Below are 24,385 nucleotides of genomic sequence, written 5' to 3'. Positions count from 1 at the left end.
TTAACTGTTGGAAAGTTCGGGTGGCGCACTGTTGCGCAAGACCTCAATCTTCCGCAGATGCTTTTTTTCCAAAGCCCGTTGACATGTCGCATGCATGTAATGTTATTACGTTACATAGCTGGAACCGGCACTTCAAAAACCCTCCGTTTCCAGATCGCCTGCCGTGGTCGTCATGACGTCCACGCGACTGCTGCCACAGAACGAGGTCCCCATGAAAAAGCTTCCCGTCACCGTCCTCTCCGGCTTTTTAGGCGCTGGCAAGACCACCCTTCTCAACCACATCCTCGCCAATCGCGATGGCCTGCGCGTGGCGTTGATCGTCAACGATATGAGCGAAATCAATATCGATGCGGCGCTGGTGCGGGATGGCGGCGCCAATCTCTCGCGCACCGAGGAACAGCTTGTGGAAATGACCAATGGCTGCATCTGTTGCACACTGCGCGACGACCTCTTGACCGAGGTCCGTGCGCTCGCCGAACAGGGTCGCTTCGATTATCTGCTGATTGAATCCACCGGCATCGCCGAGCCGCTTCCCGTGGCCGCCACCTTCGATTTCCGTGACGAGAACGGCCGCAGCCTGTCGGATGTCGCGCAGCTGGATACGATGGTGACGGTGGTGGATGCCGCCAATCTCCTCAATGACTACGGTTCGTCCGATTTTCTGGCCGACCGGGGCGAAACGGCGGGTGATGGCGACAACCGAACCATCGTTGACCTTCTGGTCGAGCAGATCGAATTTGCCGATGTGGTCGTCCTCAACAAGATCGGCACCGCCACGCCAGAGGAGCGGGATGCGGCCCGCAAGATCATCGTCGGTCTGAACCCGGATGCGAAACTCATCGAGGCCGATTTCGGCAGGGTGGAACTGAAGGAGGTGCTCGGCACCGGTCGCTTCGATTTCGCCAGGGCCGAAGAACATCCCCTGTGGTTCAAGGAACTGCACGGCTTTAAGGACCACATTCCCGAAACCGAGGAATATGGCATCCGCTCCTTCGTTTACCGCGCTAAAAAACCGTTCGACCCCGTGCTGTTCCAGCGCTTTATCGATCGTGCCTGGCCGGGGGTGGTGCGCGCCAAAGGCTTCTTCTGGCTGGCGACGCGGCCGCGTTATGTCGGCGAGATCAGCCAGGCGGGCGCATTGGTCCGCACCGGCAAGATGGGTTTGTGGTGGTCCGCCGTGCCGAAGGAGCAATGGCCGCGTGAAAAACAGTTTCTCGACATGATGAAGCCCTATCTCGACCCGGTCTTTGGTGACAGGCGACAGGAAATCGTCTTCATCGGTTCCGATCCCATGAGCGAGGCCCGCATCCGCGCCCAGCTTGATGCCTGCCTGATCGACACCGATGCCTTCACGCCGGATGCGTGGCGGCACCTGCCGGACCCCTTCGCCAACTGGGACAGACAGGCCGCTTAACCGGGCCGGGGCGACGCACTGGACATCCGGTTCCCCCTGCCCCTCACCCGACAAAAAAAGAGCCGCATTACGCGGCTCTTATCCGGAGGCCCGCACGGATGCGGGCCTTTTTGTTTGGCCGGGTTCTTATCCCTGCGACGCCTCGACCTGCGGCACCACACCACGGCGCGACGCCATGAGCGAGGCGCCGAGAAGCGCTGCAATCGCCACGAAGACGAAGACCATCGTCGCCCCCTGCAGATCGATCAGCAGGCCGCCCAGAACCGCGCCGCTGGAAATGGCGATCTGGAAGGTGGTGAGCAGCAGCGCACCGGCGCTTTCCGCCTCATCGGAAGCCACCCGGGTGATGAAGCTCTGGACGCTGACCGGAAGCGCGCCGAAGGCAAAACCCCAGGAAGCGATGGCGACGCCGGCAACGACGGGAGATGCGCCGGCAATCACCAGAATGGAGGCCGAAGCGGCAATCAGCGTCGCGGCAAAGGTCACCGCCCATGCCGTGTTCTTCTCGGCAAGGAAACCGCCGAAGAGATTGCCGAAAAAGCCGCCGATACCATAGACCAGAAGAACGAGGGAAATCGCTTCAACGCCGAGCTGCGGCACGTCTTCGAGGAACGGACGAACATAGGTGAAGCCGGCAAAGTGACCCGCAACGATGAACAGCGTTGTCAGAAGGCCGATCCGGACCTGCGGCCGCTGCAACAGCCGGAACATGGTGGAGAGACCGGGTGCGCCGGCCGGCGGCAGAGACGGAATGGTGAGCAGCTGCACGGCAAGTGCGATGACACCGAGCACACCTGCAACCACGAAGGCAGAACGCCAGCCGAGCGTCGCGCCGATCCATGCGCCCACCGGTGCGGCGCAGACCGTAGCGACCGAAACCCCCGTGAGGATGATGGCCATTGCGCGCGGCATCTTATCGAGCGGCACGAGTCTCAACGCCAGCGCCGCCGACATGGCCCAGAAACCGCCAAGGCCGATGCCGAGCAGAACGCGCGATGCGAACAGCATGAAAAGCCCGTTGGCAAAGGCGGCAAGCGTGCTGGAAATGATCAGCAGCGTGGTCAGCCCGAGAAGTGTCCAGCGGCGGTCGATGCCGCGTGTGCCGATAACGACACCGGGGCCGGCAATCGCCGCAACCAGCGCAGTGACGGTGATGGATTGCCCGGCAATGCCGGAGCTGATGGCAAGATCTTCCGATAGCGGCGTCAGAAGGCTGACCGGCAGAAATTCCGCCGTCACCAGCCCGAAGACGCCGAGAGAAAGCGAAACCACGGCGGCCCACTTCGCATCCGGCTCTTTTCTGCGCGGCACATATTCGAGTTCGTTTATGGTCCGGTTCTTCATGAAAATCTCCTGATGCGCATTGTCAGAATGCGCCCTGAAATGGAAAGGCAATAACGATGAAACCGCTGGGAGGCCGGTTCAGCGCCCGCAAATCGATGGTCATAAGCTATGCGTGACATCCCGGCGTTTCCATGCTAGAAAATCCGTATTCCTTAACCAATCGTCCGAATTTGCGAGATGTCATGAATGATGCCCTGACGGAAATGCTGCGAGGTCTGAGGCTTGACGGCGTGGAATATGGCCGCTGCCGCATGGCCACCCCCTGGGCGACTGCCTTTCCCGAACAGGAAGCGGCGCGGTTTCATTTCATCGGTGTCGGCCAGGCGAAACTGCGAAAACCTTCCGGCGAATGGCTGATGCTGAAATGCGGCGATGCCGTGCTTTTGCCGCGCGGGCACGCCCATGTGCTTGCCAGCGGTGAGAATGTGACGCCCTCGCCCTTTGACCGTTTCGGCAAAAAGGAAGTCTGCCAGGGCATTTTCGACATGCAATGCGCCAGCGCCGGCGGCGATACCGTGGCCTTTACCGCTTCCATGCGTTTCAACATGGATAATCTGCACCCGCTGTTGCAGCTGATGCCGGATGTGATGTTGACCAGCGATCTGGCCAAAAGCGACCCGGCCATTCCCCACCTGCTGGAAGCCATGGCGCGCGAAGTGGAGCTGAACCGCGTCGGCGCCGGCGGCATTCTCGCAAGGCTTGCCGATGTGCTGACCGCGACCCTGATCCGCACCTGGGTGGAATATGGCTGCGGCGATTCCAGCGGCTGGCTGGCCGCCGTGCGCAATCCCGAACTCGGGCGGGTGCTGGCCGCCATCCATCTCAGCCCGGAAAAGGACTGGAGCGTGGAGGAGCTTGCCTCGCTGATGGGCGCATCCCGCTCCAGTTTCGCGGAACGTTTCACCCGCATAGTGGGTGAAAGCCCGGCCCGTTATGTGGTACGCGTGCGCATGCATCAGGCGCGGCTATGGCTGCGCGAAGGCATGCGCGTGACGCTGGCGGCGGAAAAGCTCGGTTACGATTCCGAAGCCTCCTTCAGCCGCGCCTTCAAACGGGTGCTCGGCGCGCCACCCAGCCAGTTCCGCCGGAAGGACGCGGCCGGGCTGGAGGATGCGGCTTAAAAGCTTCAGACAAACCGGGTAAGGATACTGTGTAAGAACAGATCCGCCTGAAGCGGAAGGGCGCCGTCCGGGGAGCATCCACCATGAGCATGGCCGACGACGCCCGTTTCTGGAACCGGTCAGCACGGAAATATGCGAAAGGCAGGATTTCAGACGAGGCTGGATATGCGCGCACGCTGGAGCGGACCCGTGCCCTGCTGAAACCCGACGACAGCATACTGGAACTGGGCTGCGGCACCGGGACAACGGCGATCCGGCTGGCAGGCGGCGTCAAAGACTATCTTGCGACGGATATTTCCGCCGCCATGATCGCAATCGCCGAGGAGAGAAAACAAGCCACCGGCTCTCTCCACAACCTCACCTTCAGCGTAACGACTGCGGAAGCGCTTGTGCCCGGCGACATGCAGTTCAACGCGGTGCTGGGTTTCAACTATCTTCATCTGGTCCGCGACCTGCCCGGCACGCTGCGGCACATTCACGCCCTGCTTGCCGCGCACGGCCTGCTCATTACCAAGACCCCTTGTGTCGGCGATATGAACCCGCTTATCCGCCTTGTCCTGCCGGTGATGCGCGCAATAGGCAAGGCGCCCTATGCCGGCGTGTTCAACGCCGCCGAGCTTGGCCGGCATATAAGCGCCAGTGGTTTCGACATTCTGGCAACGGAAATTCACGCAACGAAGGGCCATGACAACCGCCCTTACATCGTGGCGCGCAAGAGGTGAGTCGAGCCGCCCTCTCAGTGGAAATTGCGCGAAATGACCTTTATCCGCTCGACCGCATCGTCATCATGGTCGGCGGGCGGCGGGCGTTTCCTGATGACGCGGTGATCATCCGGCGGCATGCCGTGATGGAATTCGTCACCACGCCCATGCGGCAGAGGAAAGGCGTGGTTGCGCTCGCCCACGCTTGCCAACGCCTCCGACAGATCGGTCAGCCGGTGGGCGACCAGATGCACCACCTCACCTTCCCGCTGGATCTTGCCGTAAATGCCGACCATGCCGGCGGACAGTACCACGCGGCGGTATTTTTCGAAGGTTTTGACCCACAGCACCGCATTGGCGATGCCCGTCTCGTCCTCCAGCGTCATGAAGATCACACCCTTTGCCGAGCCGGGGCGCTGGCGCACCAGCACCAGACCGGCCGTTTCCAGCCATGTGCCATCCCGAACGCGCACCGCCTCCGCACAGGTGACGATGCGGCGGCGGGAAAGATCGCGACGCAGGAAGGTCATGGGGTGTTCGCGCAGCGTCAGCCCCACATGGCCGTAATCCTGCACCACCTCGCCACCATCAGTCATGGGGCGGAGCGCGACGGAGGGTTCCTGAAGCTCTTCGATAACGGCATTTTCCCTGATGGCAGCGGCGGCGAAAAGCGGCAGCGGCTCATCCCGCAAGGCCTTGATGGCCCACAGCGCCTCGCGTCTGGCAAGCGAAAGCGACGGCAGAAAGGCATCGGCTTCGGCGAGACAGACAAGGGCAGCGGCCGGAACGCCGGCCCTGCGCCACAGATCATCCACCGACGCAAACGCCCGGTCCTGCCGGCCGGCGACGATATCGGCAGCATGTTTGTTGGAAAGCCCCTTCACCAGACGCAGGCCAAGCCGCACGGCAAAACGCTCCTCACCCTTGCCATTCTTCTTGCCCGTAGGCTCCAGCGTGCAATCGAAGCGGCTGTTATTGACGCAGACCGGGCGCACCTCCACGCCATGATCGCGCGCATCGCGCACGATCTGCGCCGGGGCGTAAAACCCCATGGGCTGTGAATTGAGAAGCGCCGTGCAGAAAATATCGGGATGATGGCACTTCAGCCATGAAGAGGCGTAAGCAATCAGCGCGAAGGAAGCCGCGTGGCTTTCGGGAAAACCATAACTGCCGAAGCCTTCCAGCTGCTTGAAGATGCGTTCGGCAAATTCCTGCTCATAACCGCGCTCCACCATACCATCGATCAGATCCTGCCTGAATTTGGAAATGGTGCCGACATTCTTGAAGGTTGCCATGGCGCGGCGCAACTGATCCGCCTTGCCGGGTGAAAACCCGGCGCATTCGATGGCGACGCGCATAGCCTGTTCCTGAAACAGCGGCACGCCCAGTGTCTTGCCGAGCACGCCTCTCAGCTCCTCTTTGGGATAATGTTCCGCCTCTTTTTTGTCACGACGTCGCAAATATGGATGTACCATATCACCCTGAATGGGGCCGGGACGAACAATGGCGACCTGAATGACGAGGTCGTAGAATTTTGCGGGCTTCAGGCGTGGCAGCATCGACATCTGCGCCCGGCTTTCAATCTGGAAGGTGCCAAGCGTATCGGCCTTCTGGATCATTTTGAAGGTTGCCGCATCATCATCCGGCATGGAAGTGAGATCGTATTTCTCCCCATACCGCTCCTCCAGCATGTTGAAGCCGCGCTTCATGCAGGAAAGCATGCCAAGTGCCAGGCAATCCATCTTCATGAACTTCACGACATCGATATCGTCCTTGTCCCATTCGATGATCTGGCGATCATCCATGGCGGCGGGTTCGATCGGCACCAGCTCGTCCAGCCGGTCATGGGTCAGAACGAAGCCGCCCGGATGCTGGCTGTGATGGCGCGGTGTGCCGACAAGCTGGTTGGCCAGTTCAAAGGCAAGTTTCAGGCGACGATCCTCCATATTGAGGTTCAGTTCCTTCACCTGCTTTTCACCCACCCCCTCGCTCCAGCGCCAGACCTGCGACGAGAGGAGTTTCGTCAAGTCTTCCGGCAGGCCCAGAACCTTGCCGACATCGCGCAACGCCCCACGCCCGCGATAACGGGTGACGACCGAACACAGTGCGGCCTTGTCGCGACCATAGGTATCATAAACCCACTGGATGACCTCCTCACGCCGCTGATGTTCGAAATCCACATCGATGTCAGGCGGTTCGCGCCGTTCTTCCGAAACGAAACGTTCAAACAGAAGATCGACCTTGAGGGGATCAATGGCGGTGATGCCGAGCACGTAGCAGACAACCGAATTGGCTGCCGAGCCGCGTCCCTGGCAGAGAATATCCAATGAGCGCGCATGGCGAACAATGGCGTTCACCGTCAGGAAATAGGGGGCATATTCCAGCCTTCCGATCAGGCCAAGTTCATGATGCAGCGCCCTTTCCACCTTTTCCGGTGCACCATGCGGATACCGCCCCGGCACCGCTTCCCAGACCATCTTCTCCAGCGCCTGCTGCGCCGTCAGCCCCGGCAGGGTGCGCTCCTCTGGGTATTGGTAGACCAGTTCCTTCAGCGAAAATTTGCAGCGTTTCGCAATTTCAAGACTGCGGGAAAGCGCTTCAGGGTAACGGGCAAACAGCCGGTGCATCTCTTCCGGCGGTTTCATATAGCGGTCGGCATGGCGCTCGCGCCGGAAACCCGCCTCGTCGATGGTGCAATTGTGCCGGATGCAGGTGACGACATCCTGCAGCATGCGCCGCTCGGGCACATGAAACAGCACGTCATTGGTCACCACGGTCGGCACACCCGCGGCTAATGCCATGTTCGAGAGTTCGAAAAGCCGCATCTGGTCGTTGGGGCGTCTTCGGAGGCTGAGTGCCATATAGGCCCTGTCGGCAAAAGCAGCTTTGAGACGTCGCAGCCGCAGTGCGCAGAGATCATCCGCGAGGTCAGCGAGCAGCACGACAATCAGGCCTTCGCCATAGGCAACGAGATCATCCCAAGCCAGCCGGCATTTGCCCTTGCCACCCCTTTTCTTGCCGACGGAAAGCAGCCGGCAAAGCCGCCCGTAAGCCGGGCGATCCATGGGGTAGACGAGCACAGAAAGATCGTCATCCAGATCGAGCCGGCAGCCGATGATGAGGCGGATACCATGATTATTGGCGGCTTCGTAAGCGCGGGGAATGCCCGCAAGGCTGTTGCGGTCGACAATGCCGAGCGCCTCGATGCCGAGGCTTTTGGCCTGTTCGAAAAGCTCTTCACAGGAACTCGCTCCGCGCAGGAAGGAAAAATGCGTGGTCACCTGCAATTCGGCATAACGCGGCGCGCTCATGCGAAAACCCCGTGGATGAACCAGCCCTGCGAGCCCGTTTCGGCATGTTCGCCGTCACCGGAGCGGAAAATCCAGAAGCGTTCGCCGCTTTCGTTTTCCACCATGAAATAATCGCGCACGGCGGCTTTTTCCCGGTCGCGTTTCCACCATTCCCCGAACACCCGCTCCGGCCCATCGGCGCGGCGCACATTGTGGCGCACGCCTTTCCAGAGGAAATAACGCGGCGGATGGTCCGGCAGCAGCGCCAGCGTCTCGATGGGTTCCGGCCTTGCAAAAAGCCTGACCGGGCGTGGCCAGTGGCCGGGCCAGCCAAGCGTATCATCAGGCGCAAGCGCCGCAACTGAAGCAAGGGAGCGTTCCGGCACATCGCTTGCCACCGCCGCATAACGATAGACCTTATGACCACGATTGAGGATGACATCGACCGTATCGGCGATGTCCGCACGGCCTTCCTCCAGAAGCGAGGAACGGGCCTGCGCGGCGACAAGCGGCTCGGCATAGGTGGCGGTCAAAACCATCATCTCGATGCCGAAGCCGGGATCGATGGTGTCGATGCGGTCGGTCAAAAGCCGGACAAGCTGTTTGACATCGCGCACCGGTCTGGAGGTGCCGGCCCGCACCGCCTGCAGGCCGCTATCCACCCGGTGCAGCACCAGATCGACACGGCGCGCGCCGAGGCCGCGCCTTTCCAGCGCGGCGCAAAGGCCTATAACCAGCTTTTGGCTATAACGGGCAATCGTCTCCGCCGCAGCAATCGGCTCGGGAAATGCGCGCCGCACCTCCACCAGTTCAGCCACCCGCACCGGTTCGATGGGTTCGCCGATCTCCCCGAGCGCCTGGGAAAGACGGCGGACGAGCTCGGGGCCGAAACGCAGGGTCAGCGGCGCGCGCGGGGCTTCGGCAAGCTCGCCGATGCTGCGAAAACCGAGCACCTTCAGCCCGGACACAATGCGCTCCTCCAGCCGGAGCGCGGAAAGCGGCAAACCGCTGATCGCCGCACGCTGCCCGCCCGGCGGCACGATGCTGATCGCCTCACGGCTAAAACGCGCCAGCGCATGGGCCGCGCCCCAGCTATCGGCAATGGCGGCGCGGGCGGCAAAGCCTGCGGCATGCAGGCGGTTGACCATGCCGCTCAGCATCAGCGTCTCATTGCCGTGCAGATGGTCCGCACCCGCTGTGTCCAGCACCAGCCCGTCCGGCGGGTCGGCGGCGACGATCGGGGCATAGATGCGCAGGAAATGAAATGCCAGCTGCTGCAGGGCGCGGGCATCATCAGCCGCATCCAGATCTTCAACGAGAAGACCCGGCACCAACGCCTGCGCCTTGCTGACCGGCGTGCCCGGCCGGATACCCGCCGCCTTTGCCGCCTTGTCGAGCGCCAGCACCAGCCGGCGGCTGCCCTGTCGGCCGATCATGACCAGCGGCTTTTCAACCGGCGGCGCGTTCTTGCCCGAAAGACGCCGGAAACGATCCGTCGGCCATGTCGGCAGGTAGAGCGAGACGACCCTTTGCATCACAGGCTTCCACTTCAAATTCAGCACTTTCGCCGCCGCGACATCGCAAAAGCTCAAGCAACCAGCGCGGCCTGCCCACCCCCGGCACCGGCAGGGGTGATGAAGGCCGCACGGAAATGCGCCAGCGGGTCACCGCCGCCGTCGGCTCGCCGAACAGCGCCGCATCGGCTTGACGCCGGAAGCGGCGGATGGCGATGCCGGTAACCCCTGAGGTTTCCGCTGCCAGTTGCAGCCGCCGCGAGGCATTCATCGGCAGTTTCGCCAATTCGCCCATCACCGCGCCGAAACCATTGCAGCGCAAACCCTCCTCAAAACAGTCGAGCACGCCTTTCTCATCGCGGCATTCAACGATGATGAGCCGGTTCTGCGACAGGCCGGCCTGTGTCAGGCCCGGCATGAACAGATCCCGCCGGGTGACACACCATAAAACCTTGCCGGAAAGCCGTGCCGCCACACCGGCTGCAAACAACGCTGCCGCCGCACCATCGGCAGCGCCATTGCCGCCGCCGCTTACCTCATGCAGGCAACCGAGCTTCAGCCCGCCTCCCGGCAGGTGATGGTCGATGGCATCCACGCCGAAAGGCAAGCTCTCGTGCAGGCGATGAGGGCCGTTACCGATCCTTTCCAGCCTTTCACGCAGCTCTTCGACAACGAGCAACTGGTCCGCGCGCTTTTGCATGGCATGACGGTTTTCAATTCCGGATTTTTAATCTTACTGTTCTTGTTTTGTTCCTATTTCAGCAAAGAGTCAAGCAACAGGCTGCCGCTCATCAACAGTTTGCATGGGAAGAGAGGATTAAGCCCTTGCAGCGCTTCGTCCCGCCGTTAAAACGGAATTGTCCGCTCGCTGCCGTTCTTCTTGCGAGAACCGATGCGCCACGGACATCAGGGTTTTGGAGGAAACCGCCGATGATCGCCAGCATTCTGATTGCCGTGGTTGCGGCCATCCACATTTACATCGTCATTCTGGAAACGCTGCTGTGGGAAAAACCAGCCGGACGCAAGGCCTTCGGCCTTTCAGCGGAGTTTGCCCGGCAGACAAAAGTGCTCGCCGCCAATCAGGGGCTTTATAACGGCTTTCTGGCGGCCGGGCTGATCTATGGGCTGGCGCAGGGCGATGCCGGGCTGAACTTCAAGGTCTTTTTCCTTATCTGCGTTCTGGTGGCCGGTATTTTCGGCGCCGTTACCGCCAATACCATGAAGATCCTGTTCATTCAGGCACTGCCCGCCCTTTTGGCGCTTGGCGCGCTCTGGATTGGAGTATGAACCGATGACCGCATGGAATGACAGCCGCGCCAAAGACGCCCTCAACCGGATTTTCCTGGCGGCAGTCGCAAGTGCCGATCCGGCAAAGGTGCCGCAACACCACCTTCCCTCCCCGCCCAAAGGCCGCTGCGTGGTGGTTGGGGCCGGCAAAGCCTCGGCCGCCATGGCCGCAGCGCTCGAAGCGGCATGGCCGCATGTCGATCTTTCCGGCGTGGTGGTGACCCGGTATGGCCATGCCGTTCCGACCAGTCGCATCGAAATCATCGAGGCCTCGCATCCCGTGCCTGACGACAGGAGCGCGGAAGCAGCAAAACGCATTCTCGCCGCCGTTGAGGGCCTGACCGCCGACGACATGGTCATCGCGCTGATTTCCGGCGGTGGTTCGGCGCTGATGGTCGCCCCCGCCGAAGGCATGACGCTTGCGGACAAGATGGCCGTCAACCGTGCTTTGCTTGCCAGCGGTGCGACGATTTCTGAAATGAACGCCGTGCGCAAGCACCTCTCCCGCATCAAGGGCGGGCGGCTGGCGCTGGCCGCCAAACCGGCCAAGGTCGTATCGCTGCTGATTTCCGATGTACCGGGCGACGACCCCTCCGAGATCGCCTCCGGCCCGACGGTTGCCGATCCAAGCGATATTGAAACCGTGCGGGAAATCGTCTCGCGTTATGAACTCGACCTTCCCGAAACCGTGCGCAAGGTATTGGAAAAGGGCGAGGAGACACCGAAGGCCGGCGATATCGATGAGGATGTCAGGATGATCGCCGCCCCCTCGCTTGCCCTGCAGGCGGCGGCGGAAGAGGCGGTGAAGCTCGGCCTTACGCCGCTCATCCTCGGCGATTCCCTTGAAGGCGAATCCAGGGATGTCGGTGCCGTCATGGCCGGCATCGCCCTTTCCGCCAGCCGCAAGGGCCTGCCGGTCAAAGGCCCGGCCGTGCTGCTTTCCGGCGGCGAAACCACTGTCACGCTGAACAGGGGAGTTGGCGGCAAGGGACCGGCCGGCAAGGGCGGCCGCAATACGGAGTTCCTGCTGAGCCTTGCGCTGACGCTGAAGGGTGCAGACGGCATCTGGGCGATTGCGGGCGACAGCGACGGCATAGACGGCGTGGAGGATGCGGCGGGTGCCGTGGTGACACCGGATACGCTTGCCCGCATGCGGGCTGCCGGTGTCGATCCGCGCCAGTCGCTCGTAAACCACGACAGCTATACCGCTTTCAAAGGGGTCGGTGATCTCGTGGTGACGGGGCCGACGCTGACCAATGTGAATGATATCAGGGCGATTTTGATCGGCTGAAATCGGCAGCGTTCGAGGCCATCAGCTACGTCCATCCTCAGGCAAGACCATTTTGACTATATTCTCGGAGAGGTATAATCTGAGGGCATGTCCTTTGGAGCCTCAGCCATGCGTTCTGGAGTGCTCATAGCCGGGCTGATCATGGCCCTCATGCCCACCTTGGCGGATGCTCACAATTGCAAATGCCGAAATCGCGGCACCATGTTCGAACTCGGCCAGACATCCTGCCTGAAGGTTGATGGCGGCTCCTATCTCGCGCGCTGCGAGATGAAGCTCAACGTCTCGTCCTGGACCAAGGTGCAGGACGGCTGCCCCGTAACACAACGGATGCCGCAGCAGTCGACACGCATCAATTGATTGTCGTCTTATGCCCCTGCCCGAAGTGCAAATAGCGGCGCGTTCTGCCCTTCGACCATGATGGTGATGTCTTCAGCGGCCACCGGTTTCGAAAACAGGTAACCCTGCAACTCATCGCAGCCGCACAGATGCAGGATGGCGGCCTGTTCCTCAGTCTCGATGCCTTCCGCCGTCACCGGAATATCGAGCGATTTGGCCAGCGCCACGGTTGCCTGCAGCATTTCCAGCGACCTGCCGCCGTGTTCCAGCGCCATGACCAGCGACCGGTCGATCTTCATCCGGTCGAACCCGAAGCGGCGCAGATATCCGACGCTTGCAAATCCAGCGCCGAAATCATCAAGCGCAATATGCAGGCCAAGCTGTTTCAGCTTGTCGATTGCAGCACTTGCCCGCTCCGGATGCTGGATGAAATAACCTTCCGTCATTTCCAAGCGCAACCTTTCGGATGGCGTCTGCGTGGCCGCGAGAATATCCGCCACATAACCGGAAAAGGCGGGATTGCGGAATTGCACCGGGGAAATGTTGACCGATAACTTGATGGACGGCCATTGCTGCGCCGTCTCGCAGGCCTTGTGCAGGACGAGAAGGCCGAGCCGGTCGATAAGGCCGCTGGTTTCGGCAGCGGCAATGAAGATATCCGGCGGCACGAAACCATATCCCGGCCGCTGCCAGCGGGCCAGCGCCTCCACCCCGGTGATGCAGCGCGTGGCAGCACTGACGACCGGCTGGTAGACCACCTGTATCTCGTCGTTGAGGATGGCGGAGCGAAGATCGGCTTCGAGCTGCAGCTTTTCCTCGCGCAGCGCATCCATCTTCAGCTCATAGGAAACGTAACGCCCGCGCCCGTTCTCCTTGGCCTGATACATGGCCATATCGGCACGGCGCAGCAATTCCTCGCCATTGATATCACCGGCACGGGAGACCGAAGTGCCGATGCTGCAGCCGATGCTCGCCACCCTTTCACCGATGCTGAAAGGTTCGGTGAAAAGTTCAAGCAGCGCCAGACACAGCTTGCGGCCTTCCGACCAGACATCGTTGCCCTGAATGGCAATGGCGAATTCATCGCCGCCGAGCCGCGCCAGCACCGCGCCTTCCGGCATCAGCACCCGAAGCGCCGCCGCCACGCCCTTGATCAGCCGGTCACCGGCAGCATGGCCGTAGGAATCATTGATTTCCTTGAAGCCGTCGAGATCGAGGTAGAGCAGCTTGATATCGGTCTTGTCGTGACGGGCCTTGCCAACCATGCGGTTCAATTTGGCAAACAGGCCGGCGCGGTTGCTGAGCCCGCTCAGGCGGTCGCGCAGCGCCTCTTCCCTTGCCGCCGCCTCATCCGCCTTCAGCCGGTCAAGCGTGGCCGAGCCGATGATGAGCAGCACCAGAAAGAACGTGCCGGCAATACCGAGTGCGGTGAAGACGATCGGCCTTGCCTCGCTGAAGCTGACATCGCCCGGCAGGTGCGAACGCCAGGCGAGCCGGGCCAGCACATTGCCCAGCGGATTGACGATATCCACATGGTTCTCCACCGGTCCATCGCCATATTGCAGTTCCAGGCCGTCGATGACGTAGTTGCGGGCAAGCTTGTCCACGGTCGCCTGCCGGAGATGGCGGGCGAAAATCAGATAGCGCCGCTCAGCGCCAACCGGTGGCAGAACGCCCGATTTGAGCCGCACCAGCGCCACGCCGGCGGCGGCGATACCGTCTTCGGTCTTCACGAAACCCGTGACCTGCGAAGCAATGCCGGGACGCATGGCCTGCACGCGTTCAATCATCTCTCTCAGGCCACTACCAAAATAGATGTCATGCGCCCATTTGACCGGCTTGCCGTTCTGATAGGCCATGCGGACCCTGCCATCCTCATCGAGAATAACGGCGGTGTCGAAAAGCTCGTTGTTGACCGTCATGTCGCCGTAATTGCTGGCTACCCAGTCGAACCTATCAGGCGCATAGACATATTCGGCGGCGTCGTCCCAGGCGGCGTAGTCATTCAGCGTAGCGCCAAGCTGCTCGCGGAAGGTGACCAGAGCGCCCGCCGTGGTCTCGCGTGAGCGGGCATTGTCAAGCAGGTTCGCCTTTTCCCGGACCTGGCTGAGAGCGGACAGCACCAGCGCGGTGACGATGAGAAGCACCAGCGCAAAGGTGGACAATACGATGCCGACGGCGGTTCTGCGCCCGACCGGCAAATATTCCCCAATGTTTCGCGGCGCAATCCGCATAAATTCCCCTTCGAAAGCATCATCTTGCGAAGGAAACATTCAAAAGCCGTTAAACGGCATTGTGACGCCGCCCCAAAAAGATACGGGTATAAAACGACAGTCTGGCCACGAAGCTGAAAAATCCTTCCCTAAAATGGCGGGGGGTTTTCATGAAAGACAGATTTCCCGCCCAAAGGAAAAGAAAAAACCTCCCCCGCGAACGGGAGAGGCCGTAATCTCGTCACTCCATGGCCTGTAGAGGATACCTCGCCATTAAAGGCTTGACATGATATCATATACGACATCATATCCATTTATGATCGTTGTTGATGCGAATGTCGTGCTTTCGGCTCTGCGATCGTCGCGGGGAGCGTCCCATATACTTTTGCGGGAGCTACTCGCCGGCAACGTTGAATTTGCCGTTTCACCCGCAGTAGCTCTGGAATATGAAGACGTTCTGAAAAGAACTGGCACGCTCGGCGTGGCTCCCTCGATCAGCGGAGACGATATCGATACGGTGCTGGACGCCATGTTCAGCCAAGCGCATCTCGTCGCTCCCTGGTTCAGGTTCAGGCCGTTCTTGCATGATCCCAAGGACGACATTTACATAGAATGCGCCCTGACAGCTGGAGCGGACCTGATCATTAGCAGCGACAAGGATTTCCGGCACCCGGCAGTCGCGGCATTTGGCCTGTCGGTCATGAGAGCCGGAGATTTTATTGCCCGGCACAGAACAAGGAGGCAGCGGGAATGAGCACCTATCCCCTCAGATTAGCAGACCATGTCATGGAAGAGGCCAGACAGGCGGCTACGGAAGACAACGTATCGCTGAACCAATTGTTATCGGCATTTATAGCAGATGGCATCGGCCACCGGCGCGCCATCATGAATTTGCAAAAACGGGCACGCCTCGGAAATGTCGATGCGGCACTTGCCGTTATGGATCGCGTGCCCGACGCCGAGCCCGATGTGGGCGATATACAGCCGACGGCTGCTTCCTCCTTGCGCAAAAAAAGGGCGGCTGATTAAGCCGCCCTTAATGATGTAAATCTGGAATTCTTTACCAGGACGGGATGACCGTGCCGTTGTACTTTTCCAGAATGAAGGCCTTCACTTCCGGGCTGTGGTAGGATTCCACCAGCGTCTTCACCCAGGGCTTGTCCTTGTCCTGCGCACGGACGGCGATGATGTTGGCGTAAGGGGACTTTTCGCTTTCGACGGCGATGGCATCCTTCTTCGGGTTCAGGCCGGCAGCCGTCGCATAGTTGGTGTTGATGACCGAAGCGTCGGTGTCGTCAAGCGAACGCGGCAGCTGGGCGGCGTCAAGCTCGACGATCTGGATGTTCTTCGGGTTTTCGGTGATGTCGGCAGGCGTTACCTTCAGGCCGGCTTCTTCCTTGACCTTGAGAACGCCCTTGGAGGCGAGAACCAGAAGCGCACGGCCGCCATTGGTCGGGTCGTTCGGAATGCCGATGGTCGCGCCGTCCTTCAGCTCGTCAAGGTTCTTCACCTTCTTCGAATAAACGCCCATCGGGGTGGTGATGGTGGTGCCGACGCTGACGAGATCGAACTTGCGGTCAGCGATCTGGTTGTCGAGGTAAGGCTGGTGCTGGAAGGAATTGGCCTGCAACTCGCCATCGTTCAGCGCCTGGTTCGGCACGACATAGTCGGAGAATTCGATGATATCGATATCGAGGCCCTTGGCGGCTGCGATCTTCTTCACCTGTTCCATGATCTGCGCGTGCTCGGCGGGGGTGACGCCGATCTTGATGGTCTCGGCCAGCGCCTGACCGGCGGTGAAGAGGGCGGCGAGCGAAGCCGCGAGGATGAGTTTTTTCATGGGTGTCTCCTTGGGTTGTTATTATAAACGCAGTTAATTCTTGCGGGTCCGCTTGTCGAAGCTGCGCGCCAGCCGGTCGCCGGCGCTCTGCACCAGCTGCACCAGCACGATGAGCACCAGAACCACCGCCAGCATCACGTCGGGCATGAAGCGCTGGTAGCCATAGCGGATGCCGAGATCGCCCAACCCGCCGCCGCCGACCGCGCCGACCATGGCCGAATAACCGATGAGGCTGACCAGGGTGAGCGTGAGCGCCAGCGTGATGCCGGGCTTGGCTTCGGCGAGCAGAACCTTGGTGACGATCTGCAGCGGGGTAGCGCCCATGGCGCGGGCAGCCTCGATGAGACCCTTGTCCACCTCGCGGATTGCCGCTTCCACCAGCCTTGCGATGAAGGGCACCGTCGCGACCGTCAGCGGCACGATGGCCGCATTGGTGCCGATCGACGTGCCTGCGACGAGACGGGTGAAGGGAATGATCGCCACCACAAGAATGATGAAGGGGGTGGAGCGCGCCGCATTCACGATGAGGCCGAGAATACGGTTGGTCATCGGGGCGGGAAACAGTTCGCCCTTGCCGCTGGTGGCGAGGAAAACGCCCATGGGCACGCCGATGATGGAGCCGACGATGCCGGCGACCGCGACCATGTGCATGGTCTGCAGCAGGCCCTTCAGCAGAAGGTTGAAGATCATATCAGGCGACATAACCGAGCACCTCCGTGTGAAGACCGGTTTCCGCATAAAAGCGGCCGGCGCGGGCCGTGACGTCAGCCGAAGCCGGATAGGAGACAACGAGCGAGCCAAAGGGTTCGCCGGAAATTTCCTCAATGGTGCCGGCGAGAATGTTCACGTCAGGGCCGATTTCAGCGACCAGACGGGCCGTCAGCGGCTGGAACGCCGTTTCACCGAAGAAGACCAGACGTACCAGAACGCGATCGCCTTCCGCCGCCTGCGGCTTCAGACCCGAAGTGACCCAGTGCGGCAGCTTCACGCCGACCGAGGACGACAGCAGGCTGCGGGTCGTCTCGTGTTTCGGCGCGGTGAAGATATCGAAGGTCGTGCCTTCCTCGACGATCAGGCCCCTGTCGATGACAGCCACCTGCGAGGCGATGGTCTTTACCACTTCCATTTCGTGGGTGATGAGCAGCACGGTCAGGCCAAGTTCGGCATTGATGCGCTTGAGGAGTTCGAGAATGGACTGTGTCGTCTCCGGGTCAAGCGCCGAGGTCGCCTCGTCGGAGAGGAGCAGCTTCGGCTGGGTTGCGAGCGCGCGGGCAATGCCGACACGCTGCTTCTGGCCACCGGAGAGTTCGGCCGGATAACGCCTCGCCTTGTCGGAGAGCCCGACGAGATCAAGCAGCGGTCCAACGCGGGTCTCGATTTCCCTTTTGCCCATGCCTGATATTTCGAGCGGCAGCGCCACATTGTCGAAAGCGGTGCGCGACGACAAAAGGTTGAAGTGCTGGAAGATCATGCCGACCGAGCGGCGCAGCGTGCGCAGGCTCTTTTCATCCAGCGCCGCGACATCGACGCCATCGACGACCACACGGCCGGACGAGGGTTTTTCAAGGCCGTTGGCGAGGCGGATGAGCGTCGACTTGCCGGCACCGGAGCGGCCGATGATACCGGTGATGGAGCCTTTCGGCACGACATAATCGATACCGGCCAGAGCGGCAAAGCCGGGCTTGCCGCTCGTACCGCCGAATGTCTTGGTCACGCCTTCAAACGTGACCATCGGGTCGTTGACCGCCCGCTCCGGGGCCGCCTGTGGCCGGGTCGCGGGCGGTGCCGCGGATGATGGAAAACTCATTGTAAACTCTGGGAAAACGCGTGACGGATCGGGTCTCAAAAAATCCTGTTGCGGCACGAAACCGCTCTCTTCATGCAGCCTAGGGGCACATTCGATAACAGCTGATTTTCCGGGTCATTTCGTCAGGCTTTCACTCAGAAATGCCGGGGATCGGCAATTCGATGGCGCATACTTGCCCGCACGCGCCACCTTTTAACAGGGATGTTTTTTCAATTATCTGAAAAGAGAGAAAAAATCTACCGCAAAGCCGCCTTGGCGACCCTGCGGCAGTCAAGATTTCGCGACGATATGAAAATCACACGCGGCTGGTGAATTCCGCAAGCGGGCGACGCACCTTTTTCAGGTTCACCAGCCAGTCGCCATCGGGCTGGCGATAACCCAGCGGCAGGATGGTAACGGAGCGCAGACCCTTTTCTCGCAGGCCCAGAATTTCATCGAGCTTCGCCGGATCAAAACCTTCCATCGGGGTGGAATCCACACCCTCGAAAGCGGCCTGCGCCACCGCCATTCCGAAACCGATATAGGCCTGACGGGCGGCATGTTCGAAATTCACCTGCTGGTCGCGCTGCGGATAGGAGGTAAGAAGCATCTGCCGATAGGCTTCCCAGCCTTCATTCTTGATGCCGCGTTCTTCATTGACCAGATCAAACATGTGGTTGATCCTCTCTTCGGTGTAGTTGTCCCACGCCGCAAATACCAGCAGATGGGAGCCTTCGGTAACCTGCGCCTGGTTCCAGGCGATTTCACGGATCTTTGCGCGCACGTCAGGATCGGTGACGACGATCACCTCGAAGGGCTGAAGACCGCTGGAGGTGGGGGCCAGCCGCGCCGCCTCGACAATGCGCTCGACCTTGTCTTCGGACACCGTCTTGGAAGGGTCCATTTTCTTGGTGGCATAACGCCAGTTGAGTTTTTCGATAAGCATGTTCGTTTTCCCTTGGGAGGACCAGCCCGCCCTGCCCCTTGGGCGACAGAACGGGCGCTACGCTTCGTAGCCTGTCTGACATAGGGGGCAGGTTGGCGGGCACAAGCAGGCACCGCGGGGTAACCGATAAAAAAGTTTGGAAAACTGATAATAAGGAGAGAGAACTTTTTACGGGGAGGCTTCGCGTCCTCGCCTGTCAGGGGTGCGACAGGTGAATTTCACGCGCCTGCCAGCCTCCCCACCCTCATTCCTGTGCTTGTCACAGGAATCCAGCCGGCGCGCGTCTGCGCGACGGAGAGACTCCTTTCAGCCCAAGGACTTGGGCTGGCTGGATCCCTGTGACGAGCACAGGGATGAGGGCGAAAGCCTCACCCCTTCGCCACACCATGGTTGCCCTTCGGGAAACCCGAAGCCAGCGCGCTGTACCATTTGCCGCTGTTCTTCAACGTACGCACCTGTGTCTCATAATCCACATGCACGAGGCCGAAGCGCATGCGATAACCTTCGGCCCATTCGAAATTATCCATCAGGCTCCAGGCGAAATAACCGCGCATCGGGTAACCGTCACGAATGAGATCGGCGACGATGCCGAGGTGTTCGGCGTAATAATCAAGCCGCGGCTGATCATTCACCTCGCCGTTTTCTATGCCCATATTATAGCAGGCGCCGTTTTCGGTGATGTAGCACTCCGGCAGGTCGTAACGCTTGTAGAGGGTCTCGACCAGCGACTGCAGCGCCGGCGCGTAAACCTCCCAGCCGATATCGGTCTTCACATCACTCACGGCGGGAGCCGGGGTGGTGGCGGGGAATTCCGCACCCGGCGTCGCATCGTCGGCAACGCGCATCGGCGTGTAATAATTCAGGCCCCACCAGTCCAGCTTCTGGCTGATGATGGCGAGGTCTTCCGCCTCCACGACAGGCATGCGAGCGCCCAGCGCTTCCATCATCTCAGCCGGATATTCACCCTTGAAAACCGGATCGAAAAACGCGCCGTTGTGGAACTGGAAGGCCCGTTCGGCCGCTCTTAGATCAGCTTCGCTGTCGGAAGCGGGAATGACGGAATGGGCGTTCAGCACCAGCCCCACCGGCACCCTGGGCGCGACATGGCGGGAGGCCTCCACGCCGAAACCATGGGCGAGATTGATGTGGTGCATGGCGGCAAGGGCCGCCTCCATGTTGCGTTCACCCGGCGCATGAATGCCGTAGAGATGGCTGAGCCACACCGCGCACCAGGGTTCGTTGAAGGTCGCCACCGCATCCAGCCGGTCGCCGAGGCGGGCCATGACGGTTTTGGCATATCGCTGGAAGGCATGGGCGGTGGAACGCGACGCCCAGCCGCCGTCGCCCATCAGCGTCAGCGGCAAATCCCAATGGTAAAGCGTCGCATAGGTCTTGATGCCGCGCGCCTTGCAGCCATCAACGAGCCGGTCGTAAAAATCGAGCCCCTTCTCATTGATCGGTCCAAAACCGTCAGGAATGATGCGCGGCCAGGCGATGGAGAAACGATAGGCCTCGACACCCATGTCCTTGATGAGATCGAGGTCTTCTTCCCATCGATTATAATGGTCGCAGGCGATATCGCCATTGTGCCGCCCGAAGACATGGCCCGGCATGTTGCAGAAGGCATCCCAGATGGAGGGCTTGCGGCCATCCGCTTTGGTGGAGCCTTCGATCTGGAAGGATGCGGTTGCCACACCGAACAGGAAATCGCCGGGAAAACGGGCTGCAAGCGCTTTGGGATCGGTCATCGGAGAGGCCTTCTCATATCCATCGAGCGTGAAAAGATGAACAGCGGTTTAGACCAAGTCGGCCAGCAGGTACAGCCGGAGCTGTTGAAATCTACAACGTTTCAGAATGGGAGGTTAACAAGTCCAAAGCGCTTTACGCACGGAAATTCACCGCGGCAAGGCAGCGGGGCGAGACATCGGTCCGGCAAATGCGGATAGGATGAAAGTGTGGTGAAAGTCGTGCATTTGCCGGACCGCGTCTTGCGGGCCGTGATAATGGCCCCTTTTTGGTCAGGGTATTTTCACGGCACCTATCGGATCGGTCCCTCCCCGCTTCTGGCATTGCGGGGCGCCTTTCCGAAACATGGTCTGCCAGAACCACGCTTGTCGATGCCGGCCGCCGGTTCGCGAAGGACGCCGCGCGTATCGCCCTGCCGTTCCGGTTGCGGGAACAATGATGCGGCCGAAAGAGGCGATGGGGAAAAGCGGGGAGCAATTTTGCGGCAAGTGATTGGGCGAAAAGAGCCGGCGGCGGAAAATCATCCGCCGCCGGCCTGTGTTATTCGAGCAATGCGTGACGATCACGCGGCCTGCGGCGCGAGACTGGCCGAGCCAGGCTTTCTGAGCAGCAGCACCGAGACGGCGGCAATCATGCACATCAGGCCGGCAATCTGCAGCGCGGGCATATAGGTGTCGAAGTCGCTCTTGAAGAAACCCGCGCCGAAGGCGGCAGTGGCGGCGCCCAGCTGATGGCCAGCAAAGACCCAGCCGAACACCAGCCCCGCCTTTTCGCGGCCGAAATTCTCGGCGGCGAGCTTCACGGTTGGCGGCACGGTCGCCACCCAGTCCAGCCCGTAAAATACGGCAAAGACCGAAAGCTCCACGAAGCTGAACCCGGAAAAGGAGAGATAAAGCAGGGACAGGCCACGCAGACCGTAAAACCAGAACAGCAGGAAACGGTTATCGAAACGGTCGGAAAGCCAGCCGGCAAAGATGGTGCCGAAGAAATCGAAAATGCCGATCACCGCCAGCGTACCCGCCGCCGTGACGGCGGCCATGCCGAAATCACCGCAGATCGAAATCCAGTGGGTCTGGATAAGGCCGTTGGTGGAAAGCCCGCAGACGAAGAAAGTACCGAACAGCACCCAGAAAACCGGGTTTCCGGAAACGCTTTTCAACGTCAGAATCGGCGATACCAGCGTTGCGAGGAATTTGTGATCCTGCTTTGGCGGGTGCACCACAACCGTCTCGCCATAGGCCGGCAGGCCGAGATCAGCGGGATGATCGCGCATCAGCAGCAGCACGAGCACCATTGCGACCGCAATCACCGCAACCGTCATCGTCAGGGCCATCCGCCAGCCATAAGCTTCGGTCAACGCGGCGAGCAGAGGCAGGAAAACCAGCTGGCCGGTGGCGTTGCTCGCCGTCATCAGGCCGATCACCAGTCCCCGCCGCTTGGAAAACCAGCGTGTCGCAACCGTCGCCCCGAGCACCAGCGCCGTCATGCCGGTGCCGACCCCGATCACAACGCCCCACAGCAGCAGCAATTGCCAGACCTCAGTCATGAAGAACGAAAGGACAATGCCGCCCATGATCAGGGCAAGCGCCGTCGACACCACCTGCCGGATGCCGAAATGGTTCATGAAGGCGGCAGCAAAAGGCCCGAGCAGGCCGAAAAGCACCAGCCTGACGGCCATGGCGGAGGAGATATCGGCGATATCCCAGCCGAATTCCTGATGCAGCGGCTGGATCATCACCCCCGCAGAGCCCATGGCGCCGGCGGTGGCCAGCATGGTCAGAAAGGTGGTGGCGGCGACAAGCCAGCCATAATGCAGGTTTCTGCCGGCCATCCAGCTGGCAAGGCGTGTGGAGAACATGTTCAAGGTCCCTTTCCAGCGGCCTTCGGCCGAGTCTTGCGGGTATATACCCGATTTTACGGGCAGATACCCGCTTCATGATCAAAAAATTACAGGGCGGCGAGCAGTTCCTGCAATTGCGCGGTCTTTTCGGGCCCCAGCCGGGCCTCGATCTCGTCCTGAACGCCGTCCCAGAGCGGCGCGCCCGTCTTCAGGATCGCCTGCCCCTCGTCCGTCACGGTCAGCACCGCTTCCCGCTGGTCCTCGCCGTGGCCGATCGCCACCAGCCCCATGCGCGCCAACACCTTGGCGTTGCGACCGACGGTGGAACGATCCAGCTCCACCCGGAAAGCAAGATCAGTGAGCGACACCGGCGCGGTGCGATTGATGTTTCGCAACAGGCTGAACTGGCCGATATTGACGCCAAGCGGCGCCAGCGCCTCGTCATAATAGGACGAGACCTTGCGGGATGCTTTGCGCAACAGAATGCAGTGGCAGCTATTGTTTGGCATTTGTCTGGGTATATACCCGCAAATCCCCAAGGGCAAGAGGCGTTCGGGAAAATTATCGGCGGGGAAAGGGGTCGTGCCTCATGAACCATGTGATGGAAACAACAAGCACCAGCTTCTTGACGGAGCGACCACTGGCAAAACCGTGGCAGCTCTCCTGCGAACTTGTCCCATTGCTGTCCGGTTCAAATTTCTGGACAAGCCACCAGACTCTCATTCGAATAGGCTTTCAGGATTTTCGCCTTAACCGGACACGAAAGCAGAGCGGCGTCGTCCGATGAGAAGGAAAATCATGCCAATTGCGCCGACGTCATCCTCGGGCCTGTCCCGAGGATCTGCCAACGTATTGATTTTATTCGACGTGGTTAGATCCTCGGCACAAGGCCGAGGATGACGTCAGAGTTGGCTGTTAGCCTGGTCAGCAGACTAGACGCCGGCCTTTCAGCCGGGGGAAATGGCTTCAATTCGCCTCAGGCCGAAAGCCGGCGGCCATTTGCCACCAAAAGACCGGCAGCGCCTTCCAGCCATCCGGCTTTCAGCTCCAGCGCCAGAAAACGGCTGCGCTCGAACGGGCCGGGCATGATCAGGTGCTGCGCCTTGTTGGCAAAAAAGCCGAAGCGCTCGTAATAGGGCGCATCGCCGACCAGAAGGATGGCGCCATGGCCGCGTCTGGTGGCTTCGGCGATCGCCGCGCGCATCAGCGCCGAGCCGATGCCCTTGCCCTCATGGGCGGCATCGACGGCCAGCGGGCCGAGCAGCAGTGCATCGACGGCGCGGCCTTCGCGCGAAATGCCGGCTTCGACATTCCACAGGCGCACCGTGGCGATGACATGGCCGTCCTCATCACGGGCGACCAGCGCCAGGCCTTCGGCCGGAACGCGGCCGGCGCGCAGCTTTTCGGAAGACTTGCGGCGGCGACCGGCGCCCATGGCGCGGTCCAGCAGGTTCTCACGGGCAACGACATCGCCCGGATTTTCCTGATCGACATGAAATGTCTGCGGTGTAAAAAATGCGCGTACCGAATTCAAAAGAGCGGCCATCCTTGGCCTCCCGTCACACAACCGCCCACACGCGGCCCTTGATGAAAAATGGTGGAGCCGTTCCGGCCCGCCGACACGCTTTCCTCGGCTGGAAGAGGAGCAGCAAGCAGGGATTTGCGCAACAGCACAATCGGCAGGGCCGGAACGGAAGCTTGGTCGAGACGCCGCCC

General features: G+C 60.8%; 21 protein-coding genes. 8 read left to right on the top strand and 13 right to left on the bottom strand.

The features are described 5' to 3' along the window. The first annotated feature begins 211 nt into the window (after positions 1-211). Positions 212-1,414: a zinc metallochaperone GTPase ZigA gene (zigA, locus tag AKG12_RS24740; RefSeq protein WP_052820842.1), complete on the top strand. Its 1,203-nt coding sequence runs from the start codon at positions 212-214 to the stop codon at positions 1,412-1,414. 126 nt (positions 1,415-1,540) lie between these two features. Here the strand turns inward: zigA and AKG12_RS24735 are convergent, their stop codons facing one another. After that, the gene (locus AKG12_RS24735; RefSeq protein ID WP_052820830.1) at positions 1,541-2,758 is read right to left on the bottom strand and encodes an MFS transporter; all 1,218 of its coding nucleotides are present in this window, start codon (positions 2,756-2,758) and stop codon (positions 1,541-1,543) included. Between the two features lie 182 nt (positions 2,759-2,940). Between AKG12_RS24735 and AKG12_RS24730 the strand changes: the two genes are divergently transcribed. Both AKG12_RS24730 and AKG12_RS24725 read left to right on the top strand, forming a co-directional pair. After that, positions 2,941-3,879: an AraC family transcriptional regulator gene (locus AKG12_RS24730; protein ID WP_046800881.1), complete on the top strand. Its 939-nt coding sequence runs from the start codon at positions 2,941-2,943 to the stop codon at positions 3,877-3,879. A gap of 83 nt (positions 3,880-3,962) precedes the next feature. Then, the gene (locus AKG12_RS24725) at positions 3,963-4,601 is read left to right on the top strand and encodes a class I SAM-dependent methyltransferase (protein WP_052820829.1); all 639 of its coding nucleotides are present in this window, start codon (positions 3,963-3,965) and stop codon (positions 4,599-4,601) included. A gap of 14 nt (positions 4,602-4,615) precedes the next feature. Here the strand turns inward: AKG12_RS24725 and AKG12_RS24720 are convergent, their stop codons facing one another. From AKG12_RS24720 to AKG12_RS24710, 3 genes are read right to left on the bottom strand one after another with little or no spacing between them, the layout of a single operon-like run. Further along, on the bottom strand, positions 4,616-7,891 hold the full coding sequence (locus AKG12_RS24720) for an error-prone DNA polymerase (protein ID WP_052820828.1): 3,276 nt from the start codon (positions 7,889-7,891) through the stop codon (positions 4,616-4,618). Beyond that, entirely contained in the window at positions 7,888-9,405 is a 1,518-nt protein-coding gene (locus AKG12_RS24715; protein WP_052820827.1) for a Y-family DNA polymerase, read from the bottom strand. The genes AKG12_RS24720 and AKG12_RS24715 overlap by 4 nt, the downstream gene beginning before the upstream one ends. Beyond that, positions 9,320-10,084 carry an ImuA family protein gene (locus AKG12_RS24710; RefSeq protein WP_052820826.1) on the bottom strand — a complete coding sequence of 255 codons (765 nt, stop codon included), beginning with the start codon at positions 10,082-10,084 and terminating at the stop codon, positions 9,320-9,322. Before AKG12_RS24710 ends, AKG12_RS24715 begins: the two co-directional genes overlap by 86 nt. Positions 10,085-10,314: 230 nt before the next feature. Between AKG12_RS24710 and AKG12_RS24705 the strand changes: the two genes are divergently transcribed. From AKG12_RS24705 to AKG12_RS24695, 3 genes are all read left to right on the top strand, one after another. Further along, positions 10,315-10,671: a DUF1304 domain-containing protein gene (locus AKG12_RS24705; protein WP_052820825.1), complete on the top strand. Its 357-nt coding sequence runs from the start codon at positions 10,315-10,317 to the stop codon at positions 10,669-10,671. Positions 10,672-10,675: 4 nt separating this feature from the next. Continuing rightward, entirely contained in the window at positions 10,676-11,962 is a 1,287-nt protein-coding gene (locus AKG12_RS24700) for a glycerate kinase type-2 family protein (RefSeq protein ID WP_052820824.1), read from the top strand. 108 nt (positions 11,963-12,070) lie between these two features. Next, a complete protein-coding gene (locus tag AKG12_RS24695; protein ID WP_046801099.1) occupies positions 12,071-12,319 on the top strand; it encodes a hypothetical protein in 249 nt (82 codons plus the stop codon). 8 nt (positions 12,320-12,327) lie between these two features. On the opposite strand, the gene AKG12_RS24690 is transcribed toward AKG12_RS24695, so the two are convergent. Further along, positions 12,328-14,571 carry a putative bifunctional diguanylate cyclase/phosphodiesterase gene (locus AKG12_RS24690; protein WP_052820823.1) on the bottom strand — a complete coding sequence of 748 codons (2,244 nt, stop codon included), beginning with the start codon at positions 14,569-14,571 and terminating at the stop codon, positions 12,328-12,330. Positions 14,572-14,827: 256 nt separating this feature from the next. Here AKG12_RS24690 and AKG12_RS24685 point away from each other — a divergent pair, with 256 nt between their 5' ends. Together AKG12_RS24685 and AKG12_RS24680 are read left to right on the top strand one after the other, a co-directional pair. Beyond that, on the top strand, positions 14,828-15,265 hold the full coding sequence (locus AKG12_RS24685) for a putative toxin-antitoxin system toxin component, PIN family (RefSeq protein WP_052820822.1): 438 nt from the start codon (positions 14,828-14,830) through the stop codon (positions 15,263-15,265). Next, positions 15,262-15,540 carry a hypothetical protein gene (locus AKG12_RS24680; RefSeq protein ID WP_052820821.1) on the top strand — a complete coding sequence of 93 codons (279 nt, stop codon included), beginning with the start codon at positions 15,262-15,264 and terminating at the stop codon, positions 15,538-15,540. The genes AKG12_RS24685 and AKG12_RS24680 overlap by 4 nt, the downstream gene beginning before the upstream one ends. A 31-nt stretch (positions 15,541-15,571) precedes the next feature. Here the strand turns inward: AKG12_RS24680 and AKG12_RS24675 are convergent, their stop codons facing one another. From AKG12_RS24675 to AKG12_RS24640, 8 genes are all read right to left on the bottom strand, one after another. Then, positions 15,572-16,351, bottom strand: coding sequence for a MetQ/NlpA family ABC transporter substrate-binding protein (locus AKG12_RS24675; protein ID WP_046800873.1), 780 nt, complete (start codon positions 16,349-16,351; stop codon positions 15,572-15,574). Positions 16,352-16,384: 33 nt separating this feature from the next. After that, positions 16,385-17,053: a methionine ABC transporter permease gene (locus AKG12_RS24670; RefSeq protein ID WP_046800872.1), complete on the bottom strand. Its 669-nt coding sequence runs from the start codon at positions 17,051-17,053 to the stop codon at positions 16,385-16,387. Then, entirely contained in the window at positions 17,043-18,083 is a 1,041-nt protein-coding gene (locus tag AKG12_RS24665) for a methionine ABC transporter ATP-binding protein (protein ID WP_052820841.1), read from the bottom strand. Before AKG12_RS24665 ends, AKG12_RS24670 begins: the two co-directional genes overlap by 11 nt. Before the next feature lie 370 nt (positions 18,084-18,453). Beyond that, positions 18,454-19,083, bottom strand: a complete 630-nt coding sequence (locus tag AKG12_RS24660) for an NAD(P)H-dependent oxidoreductase (protein ID WP_046800870.1) — start codon at positions 19,081-19,083, stop codon at positions 18,454-18,456. A gap of 368 nt (positions 19,084-19,451) precedes the next feature. Then, entirely contained in the window at positions 19,452-20,831 is a 1,380-nt protein-coding gene (locus tag AKG12_RS24655) for a GH1 family beta-glucosidase (RefSeq protein WP_052820820.1), read from the bottom strand. Positions 20,832-21,391: 560 nt separating this feature from the next. Next, a complete protein-coding gene (locus AKG12_RS24650; protein ID WP_052820819.1) occupies positions 21,392-22,687 on the bottom strand; it encodes an MFS transporter in 1,296 nt (431 codons plus the stop codon). An 89-nt stretch (positions 22,688-22,776) separates the two neighbouring features. Then, positions 22,777-23,178: a MarR family winged helix-turn-helix transcriptional regulator gene (locus AKG12_RS24645; protein WP_046800867.1), complete on the bottom strand. Its 402-nt coding sequence runs from the start codon at positions 23,176-23,178 to the stop codon at positions 22,777-22,779. A gap of 467 nt (positions 23,179-23,645) precedes the next feature. Beyond that, positions 23,646-24,215 (bottom strand): GNAT family N-acetyltransferase, encoded by a 570-nt coding sequence (locus tag AKG12_RS24640; protein WP_046800866.1) that lies wholly within the window; start codon positions 24,213-24,215, stop codon positions 23,646-23,648. Positions 24,216-24,385 lie beyond the last annotated feature (170 nt).

This window comes from Agrobacterium sp. SUL3 (genome assembly GCF_001263295.1).
Lineage (GTDB): Bacteria > Pseudomonadota > Alphaproteobacteria > Rhizobiales > Rhizobiaceae > Agrobacterium > Agrobacterium tomkonis.
The sequence above is the reverse complement of the archived record's forward strand: the minus strand, read 5'-3'. Positions and strand labels throughout refer to the sequence as shown.

Coding starts and splice junctions, on each gene's coding strand:
- zigA (WP_052820842.1), top strand. CDS start 212: ATGAAAAAGCTTCCCGTCACCGTCCTCTCCGGCTTTTTAGGCGCTGGC.
- AKG12_RS24735 (WP_052820830.1), bottom strand. CDS start 2,758: ATGAAGAACCGGACCATAAACGAACTCGAATATGTGCCGCGCAGAAAA.
- AKG12_RS24730 (WP_046800881.1), top strand. CDS start 2,941: ATGAATGATGCCCTGACGGAAATGCTGCGAGGTCTGAGGCTTGACGGC.
- AKG12_RS24725 (WP_052820829.1), top strand. CDS start 3,963: ATGAGCATGGCCGACGACGCCCGTTTCTGGAACCGGTCAGCACGGAAA.
- AKG12_RS24720 (WP_052820828.1), bottom strand. CDS start 7,891: ATGAGCGCGCCGCGTTATGCCGAATTGCAGGTGACCACGCATTTTTCC.
- AKG12_RS24715 (WP_052820827.1), bottom strand. CDS start 9,405: ATGCAAAGGGTCGTCTCGCTCTACCTGCCGACATGGCCGACGGATCGT.
- AKG12_RS24710 (WP_052820826.1), bottom strand. CDS start 10,084: ATGCAAAAGCGCGCGGACCAGTTGCTCGTTGTCGAAGAGCTGCGTGAA.
- AKG12_RS24705 (WP_052820825.1), top strand. CDS start 10,315: ATGATCGCCAGCATTCTGATTGCCGTGGTTGCGGCCATCCACATTTAC.
- AKG12_RS24700 (WP_052820824.1), top strand. CDS start 10,676: ATGACCGCATGGAATGACAGCCGCGCCAAAGACGCCCTCAACCGGATT.
- AKG12_RS24695 (WP_046801099.1), top strand. CDS start 12,071: ATGCGTTCTGGAGTGCTCATAGCCGGGCTGATCATGGCCCTCATGCCC.
- AKG12_RS24690 (WP_052820823.1), bottom strand. CDS start 14,571: ATGTTTCCTTCGCAAGATGATGCTTTCGAAGGGGAATTTATGCGGATT.
- AKG12_RS24685 (WP_052820822.1), top strand. CDS start 14,828: ATGATCGTTGTTGATGCGAATGTCGTGCTTTCGGCTCTGCGATCGTCG.
- AKG12_RS24680 (WP_052820821.1), top strand. CDS start 15,262: ATGAGCACCTATCCCCTCAGATTAGCAGACCATGTCATGGAAGAGGCC.
- AKG12_RS24675 (WP_046800873.1), bottom strand. CDS start 16,351: ATGAAAAAACTCATCCTCGCGGCTTCGCTCGCCGCCCTCTTCACCGCC.
- AKG12_RS24670 (WP_046800872.1), bottom strand. CDS start 17,053: ATGTCGCCTGATATGATCTTCAACCTTCTGCTGAAGGGCCTGCTGCAG.
- AKG12_RS24665 (WP_052820841.1), bottom strand. CDS start 18,083: ATGGTCACGTTTGAAGGCGTGACCAAGACATTCGGCGGTACGAGCGGC.
- AKG12_RS24660 (WP_046800870.1), bottom strand. CDS start 19,083: ATGCTTATCGAAAAACTCAACTGGCGTTATGCCACCAAGAAAATGGAC.
- AKG12_RS24655 (WP_052820820.1), bottom strand. CDS start 20,831: ATGACCGATCCCAAAGCGCTTGCAGCCCGTTTTCCCGGCGATTTCCTG.
- AKG12_RS24650 (WP_052820819.1), bottom strand. CDS start 22,687: ATGTTCTCCACACGCCTTGCCAGCTGGATGGCCGGCAGAAACCTGCAT.
- AKG12_RS24645 (WP_046800867.1), bottom strand. CDS start 23,178: ATGCCAAACAATAGCTGCCACTGCATTCTGTTGCGCAAAGCATCCCGC.
- AKG12_RS24640 (WP_046800866.1), bottom strand. CDS start 24,215: ATGGCCGCTCTTTTGAATTCGGTACGCGCATTTTTTACACCGCAGACA.